This is a genomic window from Paramagnetospirillum caucaseum (genome assembly GCF_000342045.1).
In the GTDB taxonomy this organism is placed as follows: Bacteria; Pseudomonadota; Alphaproteobacteria; order Rhodospirillales; family Magnetospirillaceae; genus Phaeospirillum; species Phaeospirillum caucaseum.
This window is the reverse complement of sequence record NZ_AONQ01000012.1, coordinates 70,682-86,420: the sequence shown is the minus strand read 5'-3', so window position 1 is coordinate 86,420 and position 15,739 is coordinate 70,682. Positions and strand designations below refer to the sequence as shown.

General features: G+C 68.0%; 18 protein-coding genes and 1 tRNA gene. 16 read left to right on the top strand and 3 right to left on the bottom strand.

What is annotated here, in order from left to right; all coding sequences use genetic code 11:
• Positions 1-78 precede the first annotated feature (78 nt).
• From H261_RS25360 to H261_RS06440, 5 genes are all read left to right on the top strand, one after another.
• On the top strand, positions 79-225 hold the full coding sequence (locus tag H261_RS25360) for a hypothetical protein (RefSeq protein WP_161625008.1): 147 nt from the start codon (positions 79-81) through the stop codon (positions 223-225).
• Positions 226-292: 67 nt separating this feature from the next.
• Positions 293-1,183: a hypothetical protein gene (locus tag H261_RS06455; protein ID WP_008615634.1), complete on the top strand. Its 891-nt coding sequence runs from the start codon at positions 293-295 to the stop codon at positions 1,181-1,183.
• 65 nt (positions 1,184-1,248) lie between these two features.
• A complete protein-coding gene (locus H261_RS06450; protein WP_008615633.1) occupies positions 1,249-1,836 on the top strand; it encodes a BON domain-containing protein in 588 nt (195 codons plus the stop codon).
• A 3-nt stretch (positions 1,837-1,839) separates the two neighbouring features.
• Positions 1,840-2,094 carry a hypothetical protein gene (locus H261_RS06445; protein ID WP_008615632.1) on the top strand — a complete coding sequence of 85 codons (255 nt, stop codon included), beginning with the start codon at positions 1,840-1,842 and terminating at the stop codon, positions 2,092-2,094.
• A 4-nt stretch (positions 2,095-2,098) separates the two neighbouring features.
• Positions 2,099-2,974, top strand: coding sequence for a DMT family transporter (locus tag H261_RS06440; protein ID WP_040475839.1), 876 nt, complete (start codon positions 2,099-2,101; stop codon positions 2,972-2,974).
• 7 nt (positions 2,975-2,981) lie between these two features.
• Here H261_RS06440 and H261_RS06435 read toward each other — a convergent pair whose 3' ends face one another.
• Both H261_RS06435 and H261_RS06430 read right to left on the bottom strand, forming a co-directional pair.
• On the bottom strand, positions 2,982-3,629 hold the full coding sequence (locus tag H261_RS06435) for a DsbA family oxidoreductase (protein ID WP_008615630.1): 648 nt from the start codon (positions 3,627-3,629) through the stop codon (positions 2,982-2,984).
• Between the two features lie 171 nt (positions 3,630-3,800).
• On the bottom strand, positions 3,801-5,108 hold the full coding sequence (locus H261_RS06430; protein ID WP_008615629.1) for a diguanylate cyclase domain-containing protein: 1,308 nt from the start codon (positions 5,106-5,108) through the stop codon (positions 3,801-3,803).
• A 137-nt stretch (positions 5,109-5,245) separates the two neighbouring features.
• On the opposite strand from H261_RS06430, the gene H261_RS06425 reads away from it, so the two are divergent.
• The 6 genes from H261_RS06425 to H261_RS06400 are packed head-to-tail and all read left to right on the top strand — an operon-like array spanning position 5,246 to position 10,740.
• A complete protein-coding gene (locus tag H261_RS06425; protein WP_008615628.1) occupies positions 5,246-6,484 on the top strand; it encodes an ABC transporter substrate-binding protein in 1,239 nt (412 codons plus the stop codon).
• A gap of 54 nt (positions 6,485-6,538) precedes the next feature.
• Positions 6,539-7,405: a branched-chain amino acid ABC transporter permease gene (locus H261_RS06420; protein WP_008615627.1), complete on the top strand. Its 867-nt coding sequence runs from the start codon at positions 6,539-6,541 to the stop codon at positions 7,403-7,405.
• A complete protein-coding gene (locus tag H261_RS06415) occupies positions 7,402-8,397 on the top strand; it encodes a branched-chain amino acid ABC transporter permease (protein ID WP_008615626.1) in 996 nt (331 codons plus the stop codon). Before H261_RS06420 ends, H261_RS06415 begins: the two co-directional genes overlap by 4 nt.
• A complete protein-coding gene (locus H261_RS06410; RefSeq protein ID WP_008615625.1) occupies positions 8,394-9,125 on the top strand; it encodes an ABC transporter ATP-binding protein in 732 nt (243 codons plus the stop codon). Before H261_RS06415 ends, H261_RS06410 begins: the two co-directional genes overlap by 4 nt.
• Positions 9,125-9,829 carry an ABC transporter ATP-binding protein gene (locus H261_RS06405; RefSeq protein ID WP_008615624.1) on the top strand — a complete coding sequence of 235 codons (705 nt, stop codon included), beginning with the start codon at positions 9,125-9,127 and terminating at the stop codon, positions 9,827-9,829. The genes H261_RS06410 and H261_RS06405 overlap by 1 nt, the downstream gene beginning before the upstream one ends.
• A gap of 59 nt (positions 9,830-9,888) precedes the next feature.
• On the top strand, positions 9,889-10,740 hold the full coding sequence (locus H261_RS06400; RefSeq protein WP_008615623.1) for an aldo/keto reductase family protein: 852 nt from the start codon (positions 9,889-9,891) through the stop codon (positions 10,738-10,740).
• Positions 10,741-10,753: 13 nt separating this feature from the next.
• Here the strand turns inward: H261_RS06400 and H261_RS06395 are convergent.
• A tRNA-Ser gene (locus H261_RS06395) sits at positions 10,754-10,841 on the bottom strand.
• A gap of 92 nt (positions 10,842-10,933) precedes the next feature.
• Between H261_RS06395 and H261_RS06390 the strand changes: the two genes are divergently transcribed.
• The 5 genes from H261_RS06390 (at position 10,934) to tmk (ending at position 15,674) form a co-directional block, all read left to right on the top strand.
• The gene (locus H261_RS06390; protein ID WP_008615622.1) at positions 10,934-11,734 is read left to right on the top strand and encodes a YdcF family protein; all 801 of its coding nucleotides are present in this window, start codon (positions 10,934-10,936) and stop codon (positions 11,732-11,734) included.
• Positions 11,735-11,835: 101 nt separating this feature from the next.
• Positions 11,836-12,834 (top strand): lytic murein transglycosylase, encoded by a 999-nt coding sequence (locus H261_RS06385; RefSeq protein WP_235062880.1) that lies wholly within the window; start codon positions 11,836-11,838, stop codon positions 12,832-12,834.
• Between the two features lie 40 nt (positions 12,835-12,874).
• On the top strand, positions 12,875-13,849 hold the full coding sequence (locus tag H261_RS06380) for a septal ring lytic transglycosylase RlpA family protein (protein WP_008615620.1): 975 nt from the start codon (positions 12,875-12,877) through the stop codon (positions 13,847-13,849).
• Positions 13,850-13,868: 19 nt separating this feature from the next.
• On the top strand, positions 13,869-15,026 hold the full coding sequence (locus H261_RS06375) for a D-alanyl-D-alanine carboxypeptidase family protein (protein ID WP_008615615.1): 1,158 nt from the start codon (positions 13,869-13,871) through the stop codon (positions 15,024-15,026).
• Between the two features lie 6 nt (positions 15,027-15,032).
• Positions 15,033-15,674: a dTMP kinase gene (gene tmk, locus H261_RS06370; protein WP_008615605.1), complete on the top strand. Its 642-nt coding sequence runs from the start codon at positions 15,033-15,035 to the stop codon at positions 15,672-15,674.
• Positions 15,675-15,739 lie beyond the last annotated feature (65 nt).

Genomic DNA, 15,739 nt, shown 5'->3' with positions numbered 1-15,739 from the left:
GGAATTAACCAGTTATTTATGCGTAGCCAATATAATTTCTCATAGTCCTCCATTGCCGTCATCTTGACGGAGGTTGTGATGATTCCGCGTCTGCTTCTTGCCGCAGTGACTGCCCGCCTCGCCGGCGAGGGCTATTCTGTGCTGACGGCGCCCCCCAGCCTGATCAAGGCGGTGGTGGACAAGGTCGCGGCCGAGCGGCAAAGCCGGGATTCCCAGGGAAATTGAACGCGACGCCGCCTTGACAGGCGGCCCGGACCGTAGCACCGTCAACCCATGCGTTGACGAGGGGGCGATGGATCTTTTCGATCTGATGAGCCAGGGGCGGGAGGATAAGGCTCTCGACCGCCTGGAAGGCATGCTGGCGCTTTACGAATCCGAGAACGAGGCCGAGCAGGACGAGGCGCTGGAACGCGCCCGGGCCTTCTGCGACCTGGAATGGGGCAGTTATCCCGCCGGCCTCGAGGCGCTGGCGCGACGCGGCGCGGCGCGCAAGGGCGACGGGGCCGAGGCCGCCATGCAGGCCCTGCACCTGCAGGAGGAGGGCGCCAAGCCGGGCAGCATCGTCCGGGCGGTCCGCCTGCGCCGCCTGCGCGAGTTGACCCGTATCGACGAGCGGGCGGCGGTGATCCTGCGCTATGGCGGCGAGGACGCCGTCCTGCGCCCCACGGAATTCGAGACTCTCTTCATCGAGGCCGCCGCCCGATGCCAGACCGCTCCGGACGTGGAGGCGGCGGTGGCCGTCGCCCATCCCATGCCGGCAAGCGTCGAGGCGGCGCGGGCCGAAACCTTGCGCTGGGAGGGTCGGCTGCGCCACATGGAACTGGTCGGCGCCTCCGATTCGCCGCCGCCCGTCTTGCCGCCGGCTTGCGCCGTCCGTCGCCGGCTGGTGGAGGCGGGGTGGCGCCAGGGCCTGCCCGCCGCCACCGTCGCCGATTTCTCCGCCCGCCTGGAATACTGGGCCGGGCGCAGGGGCGAGGATGGCAGCGGCTACGCCATCCTCGCCGCCGATTTCGCGGCCCTGGCCCGGAACGGCCTGGCCTCCCGTGCGCAGGGCCCCTCCACCAAGGACCGCGCCCGCGCCTTGAAGACGGCCAATCCCGAGTGGTCCCTGGCCCGCATCGGCAAGGAACTGGGCATCTCGCGCCAGGCGGTGCACAAGCACCTCAAGGGAAGCGCCAAATAGCCGATTGGCGGCGTTGGTCTTGGCCTGTATGGTTGGCGGTCAGACCAATGTCACGGGACCGCCACATGCTGCGCCGCCTTGCCCTTACCGTTATCACCCTGGTCCTGGCCGTCCCGGCCCAGGCCCAGCTGATGGACGTGCTGACCGCCCCCAAGACCCTGATCGACCGGGCCATCGAGGCGCGCTCGGCCTCGGACATCGCCAAGGACAACGTCATCGTCGCCAAGGTCAACGGCTACATGGGCAAGCACGCCACCATCAAGGCCTCGACCGAGATCTACGAGCAGCGGCTGCTGATCACCGGCCTGTTCGACGACAAGGCCACCTACGACCAGTTCCAGAAGGATGTGCGCGGCGTCGAGGGGGTCAGGAAGCTCTACTGGCACGTCACCTATCTGGCCAAGGACGATGCCAAGCGCAAGGCGCTGCCCGGCTGGGCCGACACGGTGGAAATGGGCGTCAAGGCCCAGGGACGGCTGATCGGCACCAGGGGGGTGGCCGACGTCAATTTCCGCACCACCGTCGATTCCTTCGGCACGGTCTACGTCATCGGCCGCGCCCGCTCGCAGGAGGAGGCCAACAAGGCCCTCGCCCGCCTGAAGGAAGGCGAGGGCGTCAAGAAAGTGGTCAACTATATCGATGTCAGGCCTTGAGACATGACTGAATCCCCCAAGAAGAAGCTGCCGCGCCACGTGGTCGGCGCCATCTGGACACTGTGCGGCTTTGTCGGCGGCATCACCCTGCTGCTGGTCCTGCCGCAGAAATTCGGCGTGCCGCCCAAGCTGGCCGGATTCATCAGCATGATGGTCTGGCTGGCCTCCACCTGGGTGTTCTGGACCGGCGGCGAGGCGCCGCCCAAGCGGACGGAATCCTCCGGCCTCGCGCCGCGGCCGCCCGAGAACGGGGGCTGACACCATGGGGGAGCACGCCTGGACCAGAGCCATGCCGGGCGTCTTCGTGGTGTTGTGGAGCACCGGCTTCATCGGGGCCAAGTACGGATTGCCCTATGCCGAGCCCTTCACCTTCCTGGTGCTGCGCTTCGCCATCGTCATCGTCCTGCTGGGGGTCCTGGTGGCGGCCAGCCGCGCCAAATTCCCCGGCGATCCCCGGCTGTGGCTCCATCTGGGAATATCCGGGCTGCTGGTCCACGCCATCTATCTCGGCGGGGTATTCGGGGCCATTCGCCACGGCGTTCCCTCCGGTCTGGTCGCCCTGGTGGCCGGGCTGCAGCCGCTGCTGACCGCCGCCGTGGTCGGGCCGTTGCTGGGCGAGATCGTGGGAGCCCGCCAGTGGGGCGGCCTCGCCCTCGGCCTGGCTGGCGTCGCCATGGTGTTGTCCACCCGGTTGACGGGGGTGAATTTCGATGGCTTCGGCTGGGACGGCATGGCCTTCGCCATCGCGGCGCTGCTGGCCATCACCGGCGGCACGCTGTACCAGAAGCGCTTCTGCACCGGCATGGACCTGCGCACCGGAACCCTGATCCAGTATATGGCCGCCCTGGCGGCCCTGCTGCCGGTGGCCATGGCGACCGAGACCATGGTTATCCAGTGGACGCCGCCCTTCGTCCTGGCGCTGGGCTGGCTGGTGCTGGTGCTGTCGCTGGGCGCCATCAGCCTGCTGATGACCCTGATCCGCCTGGGCGAGGCGGCCAAGGTGGCCAGCTTCTTCTATCTGGTGCCGCCGGTCACCGCCCTGCTGGCCTGGCTGCTGTTCGACGAGATGCTGACCCCGCTGGCCCTGGCCGGCATGGCGGCCACGGCGGTGGGGGTGGCGCTGGTGGTGCGGAAGTAGCGTCCTCTCAGCTGAACGCCGCTTCCGGCTGGCCTTCGCGCACGATGTCGATGAGGCGGAGCAGGATGTCGGGCTCCTGCGCCCCGGCCAGGGCATAGGAACCGTCGAGGATCAGGCAGGGAACGCCGTTGACCCCCAGGCGATGGGCGCGGGCGTTGTCGTTGAGCACACTGGCCGCGTCGGCGTCGGACGCCAGATAGGCGGCCAGGATGTCCCGCTCCAGGCCGGAGGCCGCGCCGATATCGGCCAGGACCTCCACATTGCCGATATCCAGCCCCTGGGAAAAATAGGCGGCGTAGAGGGCCTCGACCACCTCGGCCTCGCGGCCGCTGGCCCCGGCATAGCGGATCAGCCGGTGGGAGCCGAGGGAATTGGGCATGCGGGTGATGGACTCGAAGTCGAAGACGATGCCCTCGCTCTTGCCGGCGGCGGCCACGGCGGCGTGGACCCGCTGGACGCGGGCCGTCCCGCCGAACTTGCGGTCGAGATAGGTCTTGCGGTCGATGCCCTCGGGCGGCAGGTCGGGATTGAGCAGGAACGGGCGCCAGACGATGCGGGCGCGGGTTTCCGGGCGCAGGGCCAGCGCGCGCTCCAGGCGGCGCTTGCCCACGTAGCACCAGGGGCAGACGGTGTCGAAGACGTACTCGATCCTCACCGGCGTTCCTTACCTCGGCGTCAATCCATACCCCTATGACCGCAAGCGATCCCCGGGATCGCCCTCAATCGGCGGGCGGGCGCGAGCGCCCTTGCCTCCCGCGCCGTAAGGCGCGCGGCCCCTTGGGCCTAACCCGATTCCGATGAGTCCCGCTCATCGCGGAACCGGGTGTCAATCCAGCTTGGCCTGCACCCGGGCCAGCAGCGTTTCCAGCGTATCGGTTGTCTTGGCGTCGGTGCAAGCCACCTGAACCCAGACCTTGACTGGCTGGTAGACCTCGCGCACCGCGAAATCCGTATAGGCCAGCACGCCGGCGATGCGGTGCATCACCACCTCGGCCTCGACGGTGGGGGTGTCGGGCAGCACCACGCAGAACTGGTTCTTGGCGTAGAGCGCCGTCAGATCCTCGGCCCGCAGCAGGCCGGTGATCCATTGCCCCAATTGCTGGGCCAGATGCTCGGCGGCGTCGTCGCCGAAATGGCTGCGCACCCCTTCGATGTTGGGGACGTAGAAGAACACCACGGCCAGATGGCGGTCGTGGGTCTTGGCGATCTCCAGGCGCTCGGCCAGATAGGCATCGAGATAGGCGCGGCCGTAGACCCCGGTCAGCGGATCGCGGGTCTGCTCCGTCAGGCTTTCGAACAGGGCGCCCCGGATGGACCAGCGCAATTGCTGGCGGCGCACCATGCCCAGCACCGAGGCCCGCAGGATGCCAAGATCCAGGGGGCGCGGCAGCACCCGGCTGGCGCCGCGGCGGTAGACGTCCACCGCCGGCACCCCCTTGTCCACCACCAGCACCATGGGCAGGTTGAACAGGCGCGGATTGTTGCGGACCTGGGAGGTGAAGGCGAGATAGCCTTCCAGGTCGCCGTCGGTGGTGACCACGGCGGCGTCGAAATTGCGGTGCTCCAGCAGGCTTTCCGCGTCGTAGAGGTTGGCGCTGCTGATCACCTCGGCGGCGGCGCCGAGGATGGCGCCCACCCCGTCGCGGTCATGGCCGACCACCAGGATGCAGGGGCGGGTGCCTTCGGGCACCGAGGCCCGCTCGCGGGCGGCCACCCCGAAGGGCTGGGCGGCGCAGGCGCGGTGGCGCAGCTCGGCGTGCATGGTGGCCAGCCGGACCAGCGGCCGCAGCCGGGACAGCAGCTCCACGTCGTCGTCATGCATGGAAATGGTGTCGTCGAGACCGGCGGCGCAGGCCTTTTCCGCCGAATCGGCGGTCACCCTGTCCACCAGCAGGACCATGGGAATGTCGGCCAGCAGCGGCTCCTGCTTGAGCAGGGCGCCCAGGCCGATGGAATCCTCGCCCACGTCGCCCACCAGGATCAGGTCGGGATGCTCGTATCTGGCCAGTTGCAGGACCTGGTCGCGACTGGTCGCATGCATGGCGTGATAGCCGTTGTGCGACAGGCGGGCGAGAAGCGCTTCGGCGGCGCCCGTGTCGGCGTGGGCTACGATGACGTTGGCCAGGCGGATCATGGAGGATGACCTTCGATTGCAGAACAAGCTCTCAGCATAATACGGATCGCCGTCCGCCATAAGGGGGTATGACCTCATTGCCGCCACGCCGTCGAACGGTTAGTCTTGCGGCCTTCATTTCCAGCAAGGAGCAAGTCATGTCCGGGCATTCCTCGCCGATGGTCAACCGCCGCGGCTTTCTCGCCGCCGGCGCGGCCGGTGCCGCCGTCCTGGGTCTGGGCGGACGGGCTCGTCCGCTGCATGCCGCCGAACCGCTGAAGGTCGGCCTGCTGCTGCCGCTGTCCGGCAGCCTCGCCCGCGAAGGGCAGAGCTGCAAGCGCGGCGCCGACGTCACGCCGGCCCTGCTGGCCGACATGGGCATGCCGGTGCAGCTGATGATCGCCGACACCGAGACCAATATCGACACCGCCCGGACGCGGGCCGAGAAGCTGATCGCCGACGGCGCCCAGGTGCTGGTCGGCGCCTTCGATTCCGCCCATACCCTGGCGGTGGCCCAGGTCTGCGAGCAGCGCGGGGTGCCGCTGGTGATCAACATCGCCGCCGCGCCCAACATCACCGAGCAGGGCTTCAAGACGGTGTTCCGCAACTTCCCCACGGCGCCCAAGCTGGTGACCGAGGGCCTCGCCCTGATGAAGGACGTGTTCAAGACCACCGGCACCACGCCGACCAAGGCGGTGTTCCTGCACAACAACGACACCTTCGGCACCGCCATGGCCGGCGCGGTCAACAAGCTGTTCCCGACGCTGGACATGCCGTTCCCGCTGGTGGAGACCATCGCCTATGACGGCGCCGCCCGCGATCTGGCGGTGGAAGTGGGCAAGGCCAAGGCCACCGGCGCCGACCTGGTGCTGCTGGTTCCCCATGGCGACGACTGCATCCGCGTCATCCGCGAGATGGTCAAGCAGCGCTTCGAGCCCAAGGCGGTGATCTCGCCCGGCAGCCCCGGCATGTACGAGGCCCAGTTCTACAAGACGCTCGGCAAGTACTCGGATTACTGCATGACCAACCTGCCGTGGATCAACCCCAAGACCGCCATGAGCCAAGCCCTGCTCAAGGCCTTCACCAAGGCCTATCCCGATGCCCTGTTCGAGATGAACATCGGCTACACCTTCGAGGCCATCCTGATCGCCGCCGACGCCGCCAAGCGGGCCGGCAGCACCGATCCCAAGGCGGTCCTGGCGGCGCTGCCCGTCACCAGCATCGCCGAGCACGTGATGATCGGCGGCCCCATCGTGTTCGACGCCAAGGGGCAGAACACCAACACCCGTTCGGCCACCATCCAGAATTTCGGCGGCAAGCCGCTGGTGGTGCTGCCCAGCGAGGTGGCTGAGGCGAAACCGGTCTTCCCGGCTCCGGGTTGGCAACAGCGTGGCTGATGTTGTAAAAGCCGGCGGCCGCCAATCGGGGCGGCTGCCGGAACACCCCGCCCCATGACCATCGATCTCGCCAACCAGATCGTCACCGGCCTGCTGACCGGGCTGGTCTACAGCCTGATGGCCCTCGGCCTGTCGGTGATCTTCGGCGTCGTCCGCGTCGTCAACTTCGCCCATGGCGAGATGACGGCGCTGGCCATGTACGCCGCCTGGGCGCTGTTTACTTGGGCAGAGCTTGATCCGCTGCTCGGCCTGCCGCTGATCGCCCTGCTGCTGTTCGTGCTGGGCTACGTCATGCAGCGCGGCCTGATCGACGCCTTCGTCGCCAAGCCCGAGCACATGCAGTTCATCCTGCTGGTGGCGGTGGCCATCATCATGGTCAACGGCTCGCTGCTGGTCTTCGGCCCCGACGCCCACGGCATCCAGGTGCCCTATGGCTTCGACACCTACGAGGTGGGGCCGCTGCTGGTGGACAAGGTCCGCCTCCTGGCCGCCACGGCGGCGCTTTGCATCTCGGGCCTGCTGATGCTGTTCTTCCGCCGCACCATGACCGGCAAGGCCATCCGCGCCTGCGCCGACAATCTGGTGGGCGCCAGGGTGATCGGGCTGAACGTCAAGCGGCTCTACGCCGTCACCTTCGGCATCGGGGCGGCCTGCGTCGGGGCGGCGGGGGCGCTGCTGTCCATGCTGATCGACGTGATGCCCTCCAGCGGGCCGGAACTGACCATGCTGGCCTTCATCATCGTCATCGTCGGAGGCCTGGGCAGCATGGGCGGCGCCCTGCTGGGCGGCATCCTGATCGGCGTTTCCGAGGTGCTGGCCGGCTATTTCCTGATGCCCTCCATGAAGGGCATGTTCAGCTTCGCCATCCTGATCCTGATCCTGATCCTGCGGCCGCAAGGGCTGATGGGGGCGCGCAAATGAGCCGCCAGGCTATCCTGCTCGGCCTGTTGCTGGCCGCCTTCGCCCTGGCCCCCCTGGTGGCCGGGCCCTATCTGCTGTCGGTGCTGGTGGTGGTGATGTACTTCGCCTATGTGGGGCAGGCGTGGAACATCATGATGGGCTTCGCCGGGCAACTGTCCCTCGGCCATACCCTTTATGTCGGCCTGGGGGCCTATACCGCGGCGGCGCTGTTCGTCCATCTGGGGGTGCCGGCGGTGTTCGGCCTGTTCGCCTCGGTGGCGGTGGCGGCGCTGGCCGGCGGCGTCGTCGGGTCGCTGGGCTTCCGCTTCGGGGTCAAGGGCGTCTATTTCGCCCTGCTGACCATCGCCTTCGCCGAGTTCACCCGCATCCTGTTCGAGCACATCCCCGGCCTGGGCGGCCCGGGCGGGCTGTTCCTGCCGGTGGGCGACCGCAGCGGCATCGACCTGGTCCATCTGCGCGGCCATCCGCTGATGTTCTACTACCTGATCCTCGCCATGACGGCCGGCATCTTCCTGCTGTGCCGCCGGCTGGTGCGCTCGCGCCTCGGCTATACCTGGCTGGCGGTGCGGGAAGATCAGGAGGCGGCCGCCGCGCTGGGCATCAACGTGTTCCGCGCCAAGCTCGCCGCCGTGATGCTGTCGGCCGGTCTGACCGCGCTGGGCGGAGTATTTTTCGCCTTCTACTACAACAATCTGTTCCCCAATCAGGCCTTCGGCATGAACCGGTCCATCGAGATCATCCTGGCCCCCATCGTCGGCGGGCTGGGCACCCTGTTCGGGCCGATCCTGGGGGCGCTGATCCTTACCCCCCTGGGCGAGGGGATCACCATGGCCACCGAGGCCATGGGATTCAAGGCGGCGGGCATCAAGCAGCTGTGCTACGGCCTGGCGCTGCTGGCCATCGTCAAGTTCCTGCCCGACGGCGTCTGGCCTTGGGCGCGCGCCCGCCTGGGCCTGGAACCGGGGGATGGGGACGGGGAGGACGACAGGTGAGCGCCGCGCCGCTGCTCCTCGTCGAGGGTCTGGTCAAGAATTTCCGCGGCCTGCGCGCCGTGGACGGCGTATCGTTCAGCGTCGGGGCCGGCGAGGTGGTGGCGCTGATCGGCCCCAACGGCGCGGGAAAAACCACTGTTTTCAATATGATCGCCGGGGTCTTTCAACCAGACGGCGGACGGGTCGAGCTGGAAGGCGCCTCCCTGGTCGGCCTGCGTCCCGATCAGGTCTGCCGGGCCGGGGTGGGGCGCACCTTCCAACTGGTCAAGCCGTTCGGCAACATCTCGGTGGAGGAGAATGTGCTGATCGGCGCCCTGCGCTGGACCCACGACGTGGGACAGGCGCGCCGCCGGGCCCGCGAGGTGCTGGACCTGCTGGGGCTGGCCGACAAACGCCGCCAGATGGCCCGCGGCCTGACGCTGCCCGACCGCAAATGCCTGGAGGTGGCCCGGGCGCTGGCCACCGGTCCCAAGCTGCTGCTGCTGGACGAGGTGATGGCCGGCCTGCGTCCCGCCGAGACCGACCGCATGGTCGAGACCTTCCGCACGCTCAACCGCGAGACCGGCCTGACCATCGTGCTGATCGAACATGTCATGCGCGCCGTGATGGCCCTGTCCCAGCGGGTGGTGGTGATCAACACCGGCAAGCCGGTCTGCGAGGGTACGCCGGACGAGGTGGTGCGCGACCCAAGGGTGCTGGACTGCTATCTGGGACAGGAGACGCCGTGATGCTCGACGTGCGGGACCTCGACCTGTTCTACGGCGACGCCCAGGCCCTGGCCGGGGTGAGCTTCGGCGTGCCCCTCGGCTCCATCACCGCCATCGTCGGCGCCAACGGGGCGGGCAAGACTTCGCTGATCCGCGCCATCGCCGGCATGGAGACGCCGCGCGCCGGCACCGTCCGTTTCGACGGCCACGACATCACGGGACGGGAAAGCTTCGAGATCTGCGACCTCGGCCTGGGGCAGGTGGCCGAGGGCCGCCAGGTGTTCCCCACCATGAGCGTCGAGGACAACCTGGAACTGGGCGCCATGGTGCCGCGCGCCCGCAAGGATGCCGCCGCCAGCCTGGAGCGGGTGTGGCAGATGTTCCCCCGCCTGCTGGAACGCCGCAGGCAGATGGCCGGGACGCTGTCGGGCGGCGAGCAGCAGATGCTGGCCATCGGCCGCTGCCTGATGGGCCAACCCCGCATGATCATGTTCGACGAGCCGTCGCTGGGCCTGTCGCCCGCCATGGTCCACGAGGTGTTCGCCATCATCCGCCGCCTGCACGAAGAGGGCATGACCATCGTGCTGGTCGAGCAGAACGTGGCGGTGTCGCTGCACATGGCCGACCACGCCTGCGTGCTGGAGAACGGTCATGTGGTCATGGAGGGGCGGGGCTCCGACCTGCTGGGCGACGACCGGGTCAGGGCCGCCTATCTCGGGCTGTAGCCTTGAATCCGGGTGACGCAGGCCCGATCTGGTTCAAGGCGCAACGGCAGGGGGATGGGATGATTGCCGCCGATCAGGCCTGGACGTCCAATCAGGGCGTCGCCATGCCCCGCATCCTCTACGGCACCGCCTGGAAGAAGGAGCGGACGGCCGGCCTGGTCGAACTGGCCCTGGCCCAGGGGTTCCGCGGCATCGATACCGCCTGCCAGCCCAAGCATTACGACGAGGCCGGCGTGGGGGCCGGACTGGCCGCCGCCCTGGCCAAGGGCCTGCGCCGCCAGGATCTTTACATCCAGACCAAGTTCACGCCGCTGCCGGGCCAGGACCCCCAACGCATCCCCTATGATCCCTCGGCCAGTTTGGCCCGACAGGTGGCGCAGTCGTTCGAGCGCTCCCGCATCAACCTGGGAACGGACGTCCTGGACGGCCTCGTCCTGCATTCGCCCCTGGCCGATCCCTCCGGCTTCCGCGAAGTGTGGGGCGCCATGGAGACCCTCTTCGATGCCGGCGGCGTGCGGCAACTGGGGATCAGCAATTGCTACGACCCCGAGGTTCTGCGCCACCTCTGCGAGACCTCCCGCATCAAACCGGCATTGGTCCAGAACCGCTTCCACGCCGCCACCGGCTTCGACCGCGTCCTGCGCGCCTATTGCCGCCAGCACGGTATCCTCTACCAGAGCTTCTGGACTCTGACCGCCAACCCGGACATCCTGGCCCATGACACGGTCAAGGCACTGATGGCCAAGTACCGGCGGACCGCCGCGCAGATTTTCTTCCGCTTTCTCAGCCAGATGGAAATCATCCCGCTCACCGGGACAAGCTCGGCCGGGCACATGCGGGAAGACCTGGAAATCGCCGATTTCGCGCTGGCGGACGAGGAGTGCGAGGCTATGGGGGCCTTACTGAACTGAGCGCGAGGCAGGATGGCGGAAGGGGAGGGATTCGAACCCCCGGAGGCTTGCACCCCTGCGGTTTTCAAGACCGCTGCAATAGACCACTCTGCCACCCTTCCGCTGCCCCGTTTGATATCGTCCCTATGGCCCAAGTGCAAGGGGGGACGAAAGGCGGTGACATCGGGGCGGGGCGGCGGCAACATGCGGTCCCATGTTCGTGCTGTCCAAACTTCTCGGCTACGTCACCGATCCGGCCACGGTGTTCCTGCTGCTGGTCATTGCCGGCTGGCTGCTGACTCTGTCGCGGCGCTGGCTGCGCGCCGGGCGCACCGTGCTCGGCGTCACCCTGCTGACGGTCGTCGTCCTTTCCGTCGTGCCGGTGGAGCGATGGGCCATGACCCGGCTGGAGGGACGTTTCTCCGCCCCCGATCCCCTGCCCGACAGGGTGGACGGCATCATCGTGCTGGGCGGGGCCATCAGCCCGGCCTTGAGCGCGGCGCGGGGGCAGGTGGCGGTGGGCAGCGCCGTCACCCGCATGACCGCGCTGTTTCCCCTGGCGCGGCGCTATCCCGAGGCCCGGCTGATGTTCAGCGGCGGCTCGGGGAACGCCTTCGACCAGACGCTGCGCGAGGCCGATTACGCCGAGATCTTCTACCGCGACCTGGGCTTCGACACCGGCCGCATCGTCTTCGAGCGGGACTCGCGCAATACCCGCGAGAACGCCACCCGCGCCAAGGAGATCATGCAGCCCAAGCCGGGCGAGACCTGGCTGCTGATCACCTCGGCCGGACATATGCCGAGGGCCGTGGGTTGTTTCCGCGCCGTGGACTGGCCGGTCATCCCCATTCCGGTCGATTACAACACCACCGGGCGGCCGGGGCCGTGGTGGAGCGAATTGCGTTTCAGCCCCCAGAAGGGGATTTCCGGGTTGGGACCGCTGATCCACGAAGGGCTGGGGCTGGTGATCTACCGCCTGATGGGCTGGACCGACGCGCTGTTGCCGCAGCCTTGAGATTGCAGTCATTGGCCAAAGTGTGGCACAACACCCGGATGCTTACCAGATTTGGGGTTTGGCGCATGGCTTGGGCGACGAAATCTTGGATGATGGCCGGAATGGCCGTGGCTTCCCTCGCACTGGGCGGTTGCGCCGCCTCGGCCGAGGAACCGGCTGTCCAGGCCGAACAGCCCAAGGCGGCGACGGTGACGGCCGACAGCGGCTTTTCCGCCTTCCTGGCCGGAATTCGCACCGAAGCCCTGGAAAAGGGGCTGCGGCCCCAGACCCTCGACACGGCGTTGGCCAACGTCACCCATATCGACCGGGTGATCGAGCTGGATCGCAAGCAGCCGGAATTCACCCTGTCCTTCAACGAATATCTGGGCCGCATCGTCACGCCGTCCCGGGTGGAGGAGGGGCGGCGCAAGCTGGCCGAGAACAAGGCGCTGCTCACCGAGATCGAGCGTCGCTACGGCGTACAGCCGCGCTTCGTGGTGGCCCTGTGGGGGATCGAGACCAATTTCGGCAAGAATACCGGCGGCATGTCGGTGGTGTCGTCCCTGGCCACCCTGGCCTATGACGGGCGGCGCTCCAAGTATTTCCGCACCGAGTTGATGAGCGCGCTCGCCATCCTCGACCAGGGCCATATCGCGCCGGCCAACATGATCGGCTCGTGGGCCGGGGCCATGGGCCAGTGCCAGTTCATGCCGTCGACCTTCCTCAAGTTTGCGGTGGACTGGGACGGCGACGGCAAGCGCAACATCTGGACCAACCGTTCCGACGCCCTAGCCTCGGCGGCCAACTACCTGTCGCAGGAAGGCTGGAAGGGTGACCAGACCTGGGGCCGCGCCGTCAGGCTGCCCGCCGATTTCCCCCGCGCCCTGCTGGGCGCCGACACCCGCAAGAGCGTCAGGGAATGGGCGGCCCTGGGGGTCAAGGCCGCTGACGGCAAGGCGCTGCCCGCCCGCGAGCTTTCCGCCTCGATCGTTCTGGCCGAGGGCACCAAGGGCCCGGCTTTCCTGGTCTACGACAATTTCCGCACCACCATGAAGTGGAACCGCTCCACCTTCTTCGCCCTGGCGGCGGGGCATCTTGCGGACCGCATCGGTGCCAAGTAGACTACCACATCTTTGGCCGGGCCCGTGGGGAGGGGACTAGATGTCGCGAAAGACGCGCTTGGCGCTGCTGCTGCTCTCCGCAACCGTCCTGTCCGGCTGCGCCGAGATGAACCTGTTCGGCCACATGGCCAAGACGGCGGTGGGCGGCGACGCGCCGCCGCCGCCCTCGGCCTCGGCCGCCACCAACTACAAGGTGGGCAAGCCCTATCAGGTGGCGGGGGTCTGGTACTATCCCCAGGAAGACTTCGCCTATGATGAGACCGGCATCGCCTCCTGGTACGGTCCCGACTTCCACGCCAAGCTGACCGCCAACGGCGAGACCTTCGACCAGAACGCCGTCACCGCCGCCCACAAGACGCTGCAGATGCCGTCCATCGCCCGGGTGACCAACCTGGAGAACGGGCGCTCGATCATCGTGCGCGTCAACGACCGCGGCCCCTTCGTCAACGGCCGCATCATCGACCTGTCGCGCAAATCGGCGCAGCTGCTGGGCATGGAGGGCAAGGGCACCGCCAAGGTGCGCGTCCAGGTGCTGAGCGAGGAAAGCCGCGTCCTGGCCGGCAAGCTCAAGCCCGACACCGCCGGCAACGAGCCCAAGGTGGCGAGCGCCGCGCCGCGCGGCTCGGTCTCGGCGGAATCCCTGCCGCCGCCTCCCGGCGTCAAGAACAACGGCAACGGCAATCTCACCGTCGCCTCGTCGGCCCAGCCGCAGCAGCGCGGCATGACCCCCGAGGCGGTGGAACGGGAAATCGCCACCCAGGAGGTGAAATCCGTGGCGGTACGCCCCACCTCCATCTACGTCCAGGCCGGGTCGTTCGGCCGTCACGACAACGCCCACCGCATGGTTGCCCGCCTGTCGCCGGTGGGCAAGGCCCAGCTGCAGCAGGTCAGTGTCCAGGGCAAGACCCTGTTCCGGGTCCGGCTGGGGCCGATGTCCAACGTCGAGGAAGCCGACCGGGTCCTCGACGCCGTGGTCGCCAAGGGGGCGCAGGACGCCCGCGTCGTCGTCGATTAACAACAGATAGGCCGTCGTGATGCTCGCTTTCCTCCGCCGCTCGCTGGTCGCGGCCCTGTTGCTTCCGGCCCTGTCGCTTCCGGTCCGGGCCCAGTCCATCGAGACCGCCGCCCGGCAGGCCATCATCGTCGATCACGCCAGCGGCCAGGTGCTGATGGAGAAGAATGCCGACGAGATGATGGTCCCCAGCTCCATGAGCAAGCTGATGACCGTCTACATGGTCTTCGACAAGCTGAAGAGCGGCGCCTGGAAGCCGGGCGACCGCCTGCCGGTCAGCGAGACCGCCTGGAAGCGGCACTACAAGTCCGAAGGCTCGCTGATGTTCCTGCCGGTGAATTCCACGGCCACCGTCGAGGAATTGCTGAAGGGCGTGGTGATCCAGTCGGGCAACGACGCCTGTTCGGTGCTGGCCGAGGCCTATTCCGGCTCGGAGGAGGCCTTCGCCGAGGAGGAGACCCGCAAGTCCCGCCAGATCGGCCTGACCCATTCCATCTTCAAGAACGCCAGCGGCTGGCCCGAGCCCGGCCACCTGATGACGGCGCGCGACCTGTCGGTGCTGTCGCGCCGCCTGATCGCCGATTTCCCCGAATACTATCCGCTGTTCAGCCAGATGGAGTTCGTGTTCAACGGCATCAAGCAGGGCAACCGCAATCCGCTGCTCTACAGTACGCCGGGCGCCGACGGCCTGAAGACCGGCCACACCGCCGCCGCCGGCTATGGCCTGGCCGCCTCCATCAAGCGGGGCAACCGCCGCATCATCATGGTGCTGAACGGCATGGGCTCCATGAAGGAGCGGGCCGAGGAATCGCGCCGCCTGACCGAATGGGCCTTCCGCGAATGGGAGACCTACGCCCTGTTCAAGGCCGGCGAGGAGGTGATCCCCGACGCCGAGGTCTGGCTGGGCCAGGCCGGGACCGTGCCGCTGCTCGCCAAGGGCGGCCTGGAGGTCACCATGCAGCGGCGCAACCGTCCCGAGATGAAGGTCACCACCATCTATAACGGCCCCATCGCCGCCCCGGTCAAGGCCGGCCAGGAAGTGGGCAAGATCGTGGTCACCGCCCCGGGCATGGTTCCGGTGGAGGTGCCCATGGTGGCCGCCGCCGACGTGGAGAAGCTGGGCTTTGGCGGCCGCATGTCCACCGCCTTCAAGCGCATCCTCTGGGGCAAGAAGGGCTAGACGCCGATGGACGCACCGGCCCGCGGACGCTTCATCACCTTCGAGGGCGGCGAGGGGGCCGGCAAGTCCACCCAGGTGCGCCTGCTGGCGGATAGCCTGCGCGACGAGGGCCTGATGGTGGTCACCACCCGCGAGCCCGGCGGCTCGACCGGGGCCGAGGTCATCCGCGCCCTGCTGGTCGAAGGCGACACCAATCGCTGGGACGGGGTGACCGAGGCGCTGCTCCACTTCGCGGCGCGGCGCGACCATCTGGTCAAGACCGTATGGCCGGCCCTGGAGCGCGGCGCCTGGGTGATCTCGGACCGCTTCGCCGATTCGACCCTGGCCTATCAGGGTTTCGGCCACGGCCTTGATCCGGAGGTCATCGCCAGCCTGTACCGCGTCGCCGTGGGGCATTTCGCCCCCGACCTCACCCTGGTGCTCGATCTGCCGGTGGAGAAGGGCCTCGAGCGGGCCGGGGCGAGGGGCGGGGCGGAAGACCGCTACGAGCGCATGGGCCTGGGGTTTCACCAGCGCCTGCGCCAGGGTTTCCTCGGCATCGCCGCCGCCAACCCCATACGCTGCGCCGTGATCGACGCCAGCCACGGCCCGGACGAGGTGCACGGCGACATCATGGCCACCGTGCGGGCCCGGCTGCCGGTGCCATGAGCGGATTCTTATTCATGCGGGCGGGATGCCCGCGCTCCCGGGAAAAGCGCCATTTCGGAGCGCGG

Coding starts and splice junctions, on each gene's coding strand:
- H261_RS25360 (WP_161625008.1), top strand. CDS start 79: ATGATTCCGCGTCTGCTTCTTGCCGCAGTGACTGCCCGCCTCGCCGGC.
- H261_RS06455 (WP_008615634.1), top strand. CDS start 293: ATGGATCTTTTCGATCTGATGAGCCAGGGGCGGGAGGATAAGGCTCTC.
- H261_RS06450 (WP_008615633.1), top strand. CDS start 1,249: ATGCTGCGCCGCCTTGCCCTTACCGTTATCACCCTGGTCCTGGCCGTC.
- H261_RS06445 (WP_008615632.1), top strand. CDS start 1,840: ATGACTGAATCCCCCAAGAAGAAGCTGCCGCGCCACGTGGTCGGCGCC.
- H261_RS06440 (WP_040475839.1), top strand. CDS start 2,099: ATGGGGGAGCACGCCTGGACCAGAGCCATGCCGGGCGTCTTCGTGGTG.
- H261_RS06430 (WP_008615629.1), bottom strand. CDS start 5,108: ATGATCCGCCTGGCCAACGTCATCGTAGCCCACGCCGACACGGGCGCC.
- H261_RS06425 (WP_008615628.1), top strand. CDS start 5,246: ATGTCCGGGCATTCCTCGCCGATGGTCAACCGCCGCGGCTTTCTCGCC.
- H261_RS06420 (WP_008615627.1), top strand. CDS start 6,539: ATGACCATCGATCTCGCCAACCAGATCGTCACCGGCCTGCTGACCGGG.
- H261_RS06415 (WP_008615626.1), top strand. CDS start 7,402: ATGAGCCGCCAGGCTATCCTGCTCGGCCTGTTGCTGGCCGCCTTCGCC.
- H261_RS06405 (WP_008615624.1), top strand. CDS start 9,125: ATGCTCGACGTGCGGGACCTCGACCTGTTCTACGGCGACGCCCAGGCC.
- H261_RS06400 (WP_008615623.1), top strand. CDS start 9,889: ATGATTGCCGCCGATCAGGCCTGGACGTCCAATCAGGGCGTCGCCATG.
- H261_RS06390 (WP_008615622.1), top strand. CDS start 10,934: ATGTTCGTGCTGTCCAAACTTCTCGGCTACGTCACCGATCCGGCCACG.
- H261_RS06385 (WP_235062880.1), top strand. CDS start 11,836: ATGGCCGTGGCTTCCCTCGCACTGGGCGGTTGCGCCGCCTCGGCCGAG.
- H261_RS06380 (WP_008615620.1), top strand. CDS start 12,875: ATGTCGCGAAAGACGCGCTTGGCGCTGCTGCTGCTCTCCGCAACCGTC.
- H261_RS06375 (WP_008615615.1), top strand. CDS start 13,869: ATGCTCGCTTTCCTCCGCCGCTCGCTGGTCGCGGCCCTGTTGCTTCCG.
- tmk (WP_008615605.1), top strand. CDS start 15,033: ATGGACGCACCGGCCCGCGGACGCTTCATCACCTTCGAGGGCGGCGAG.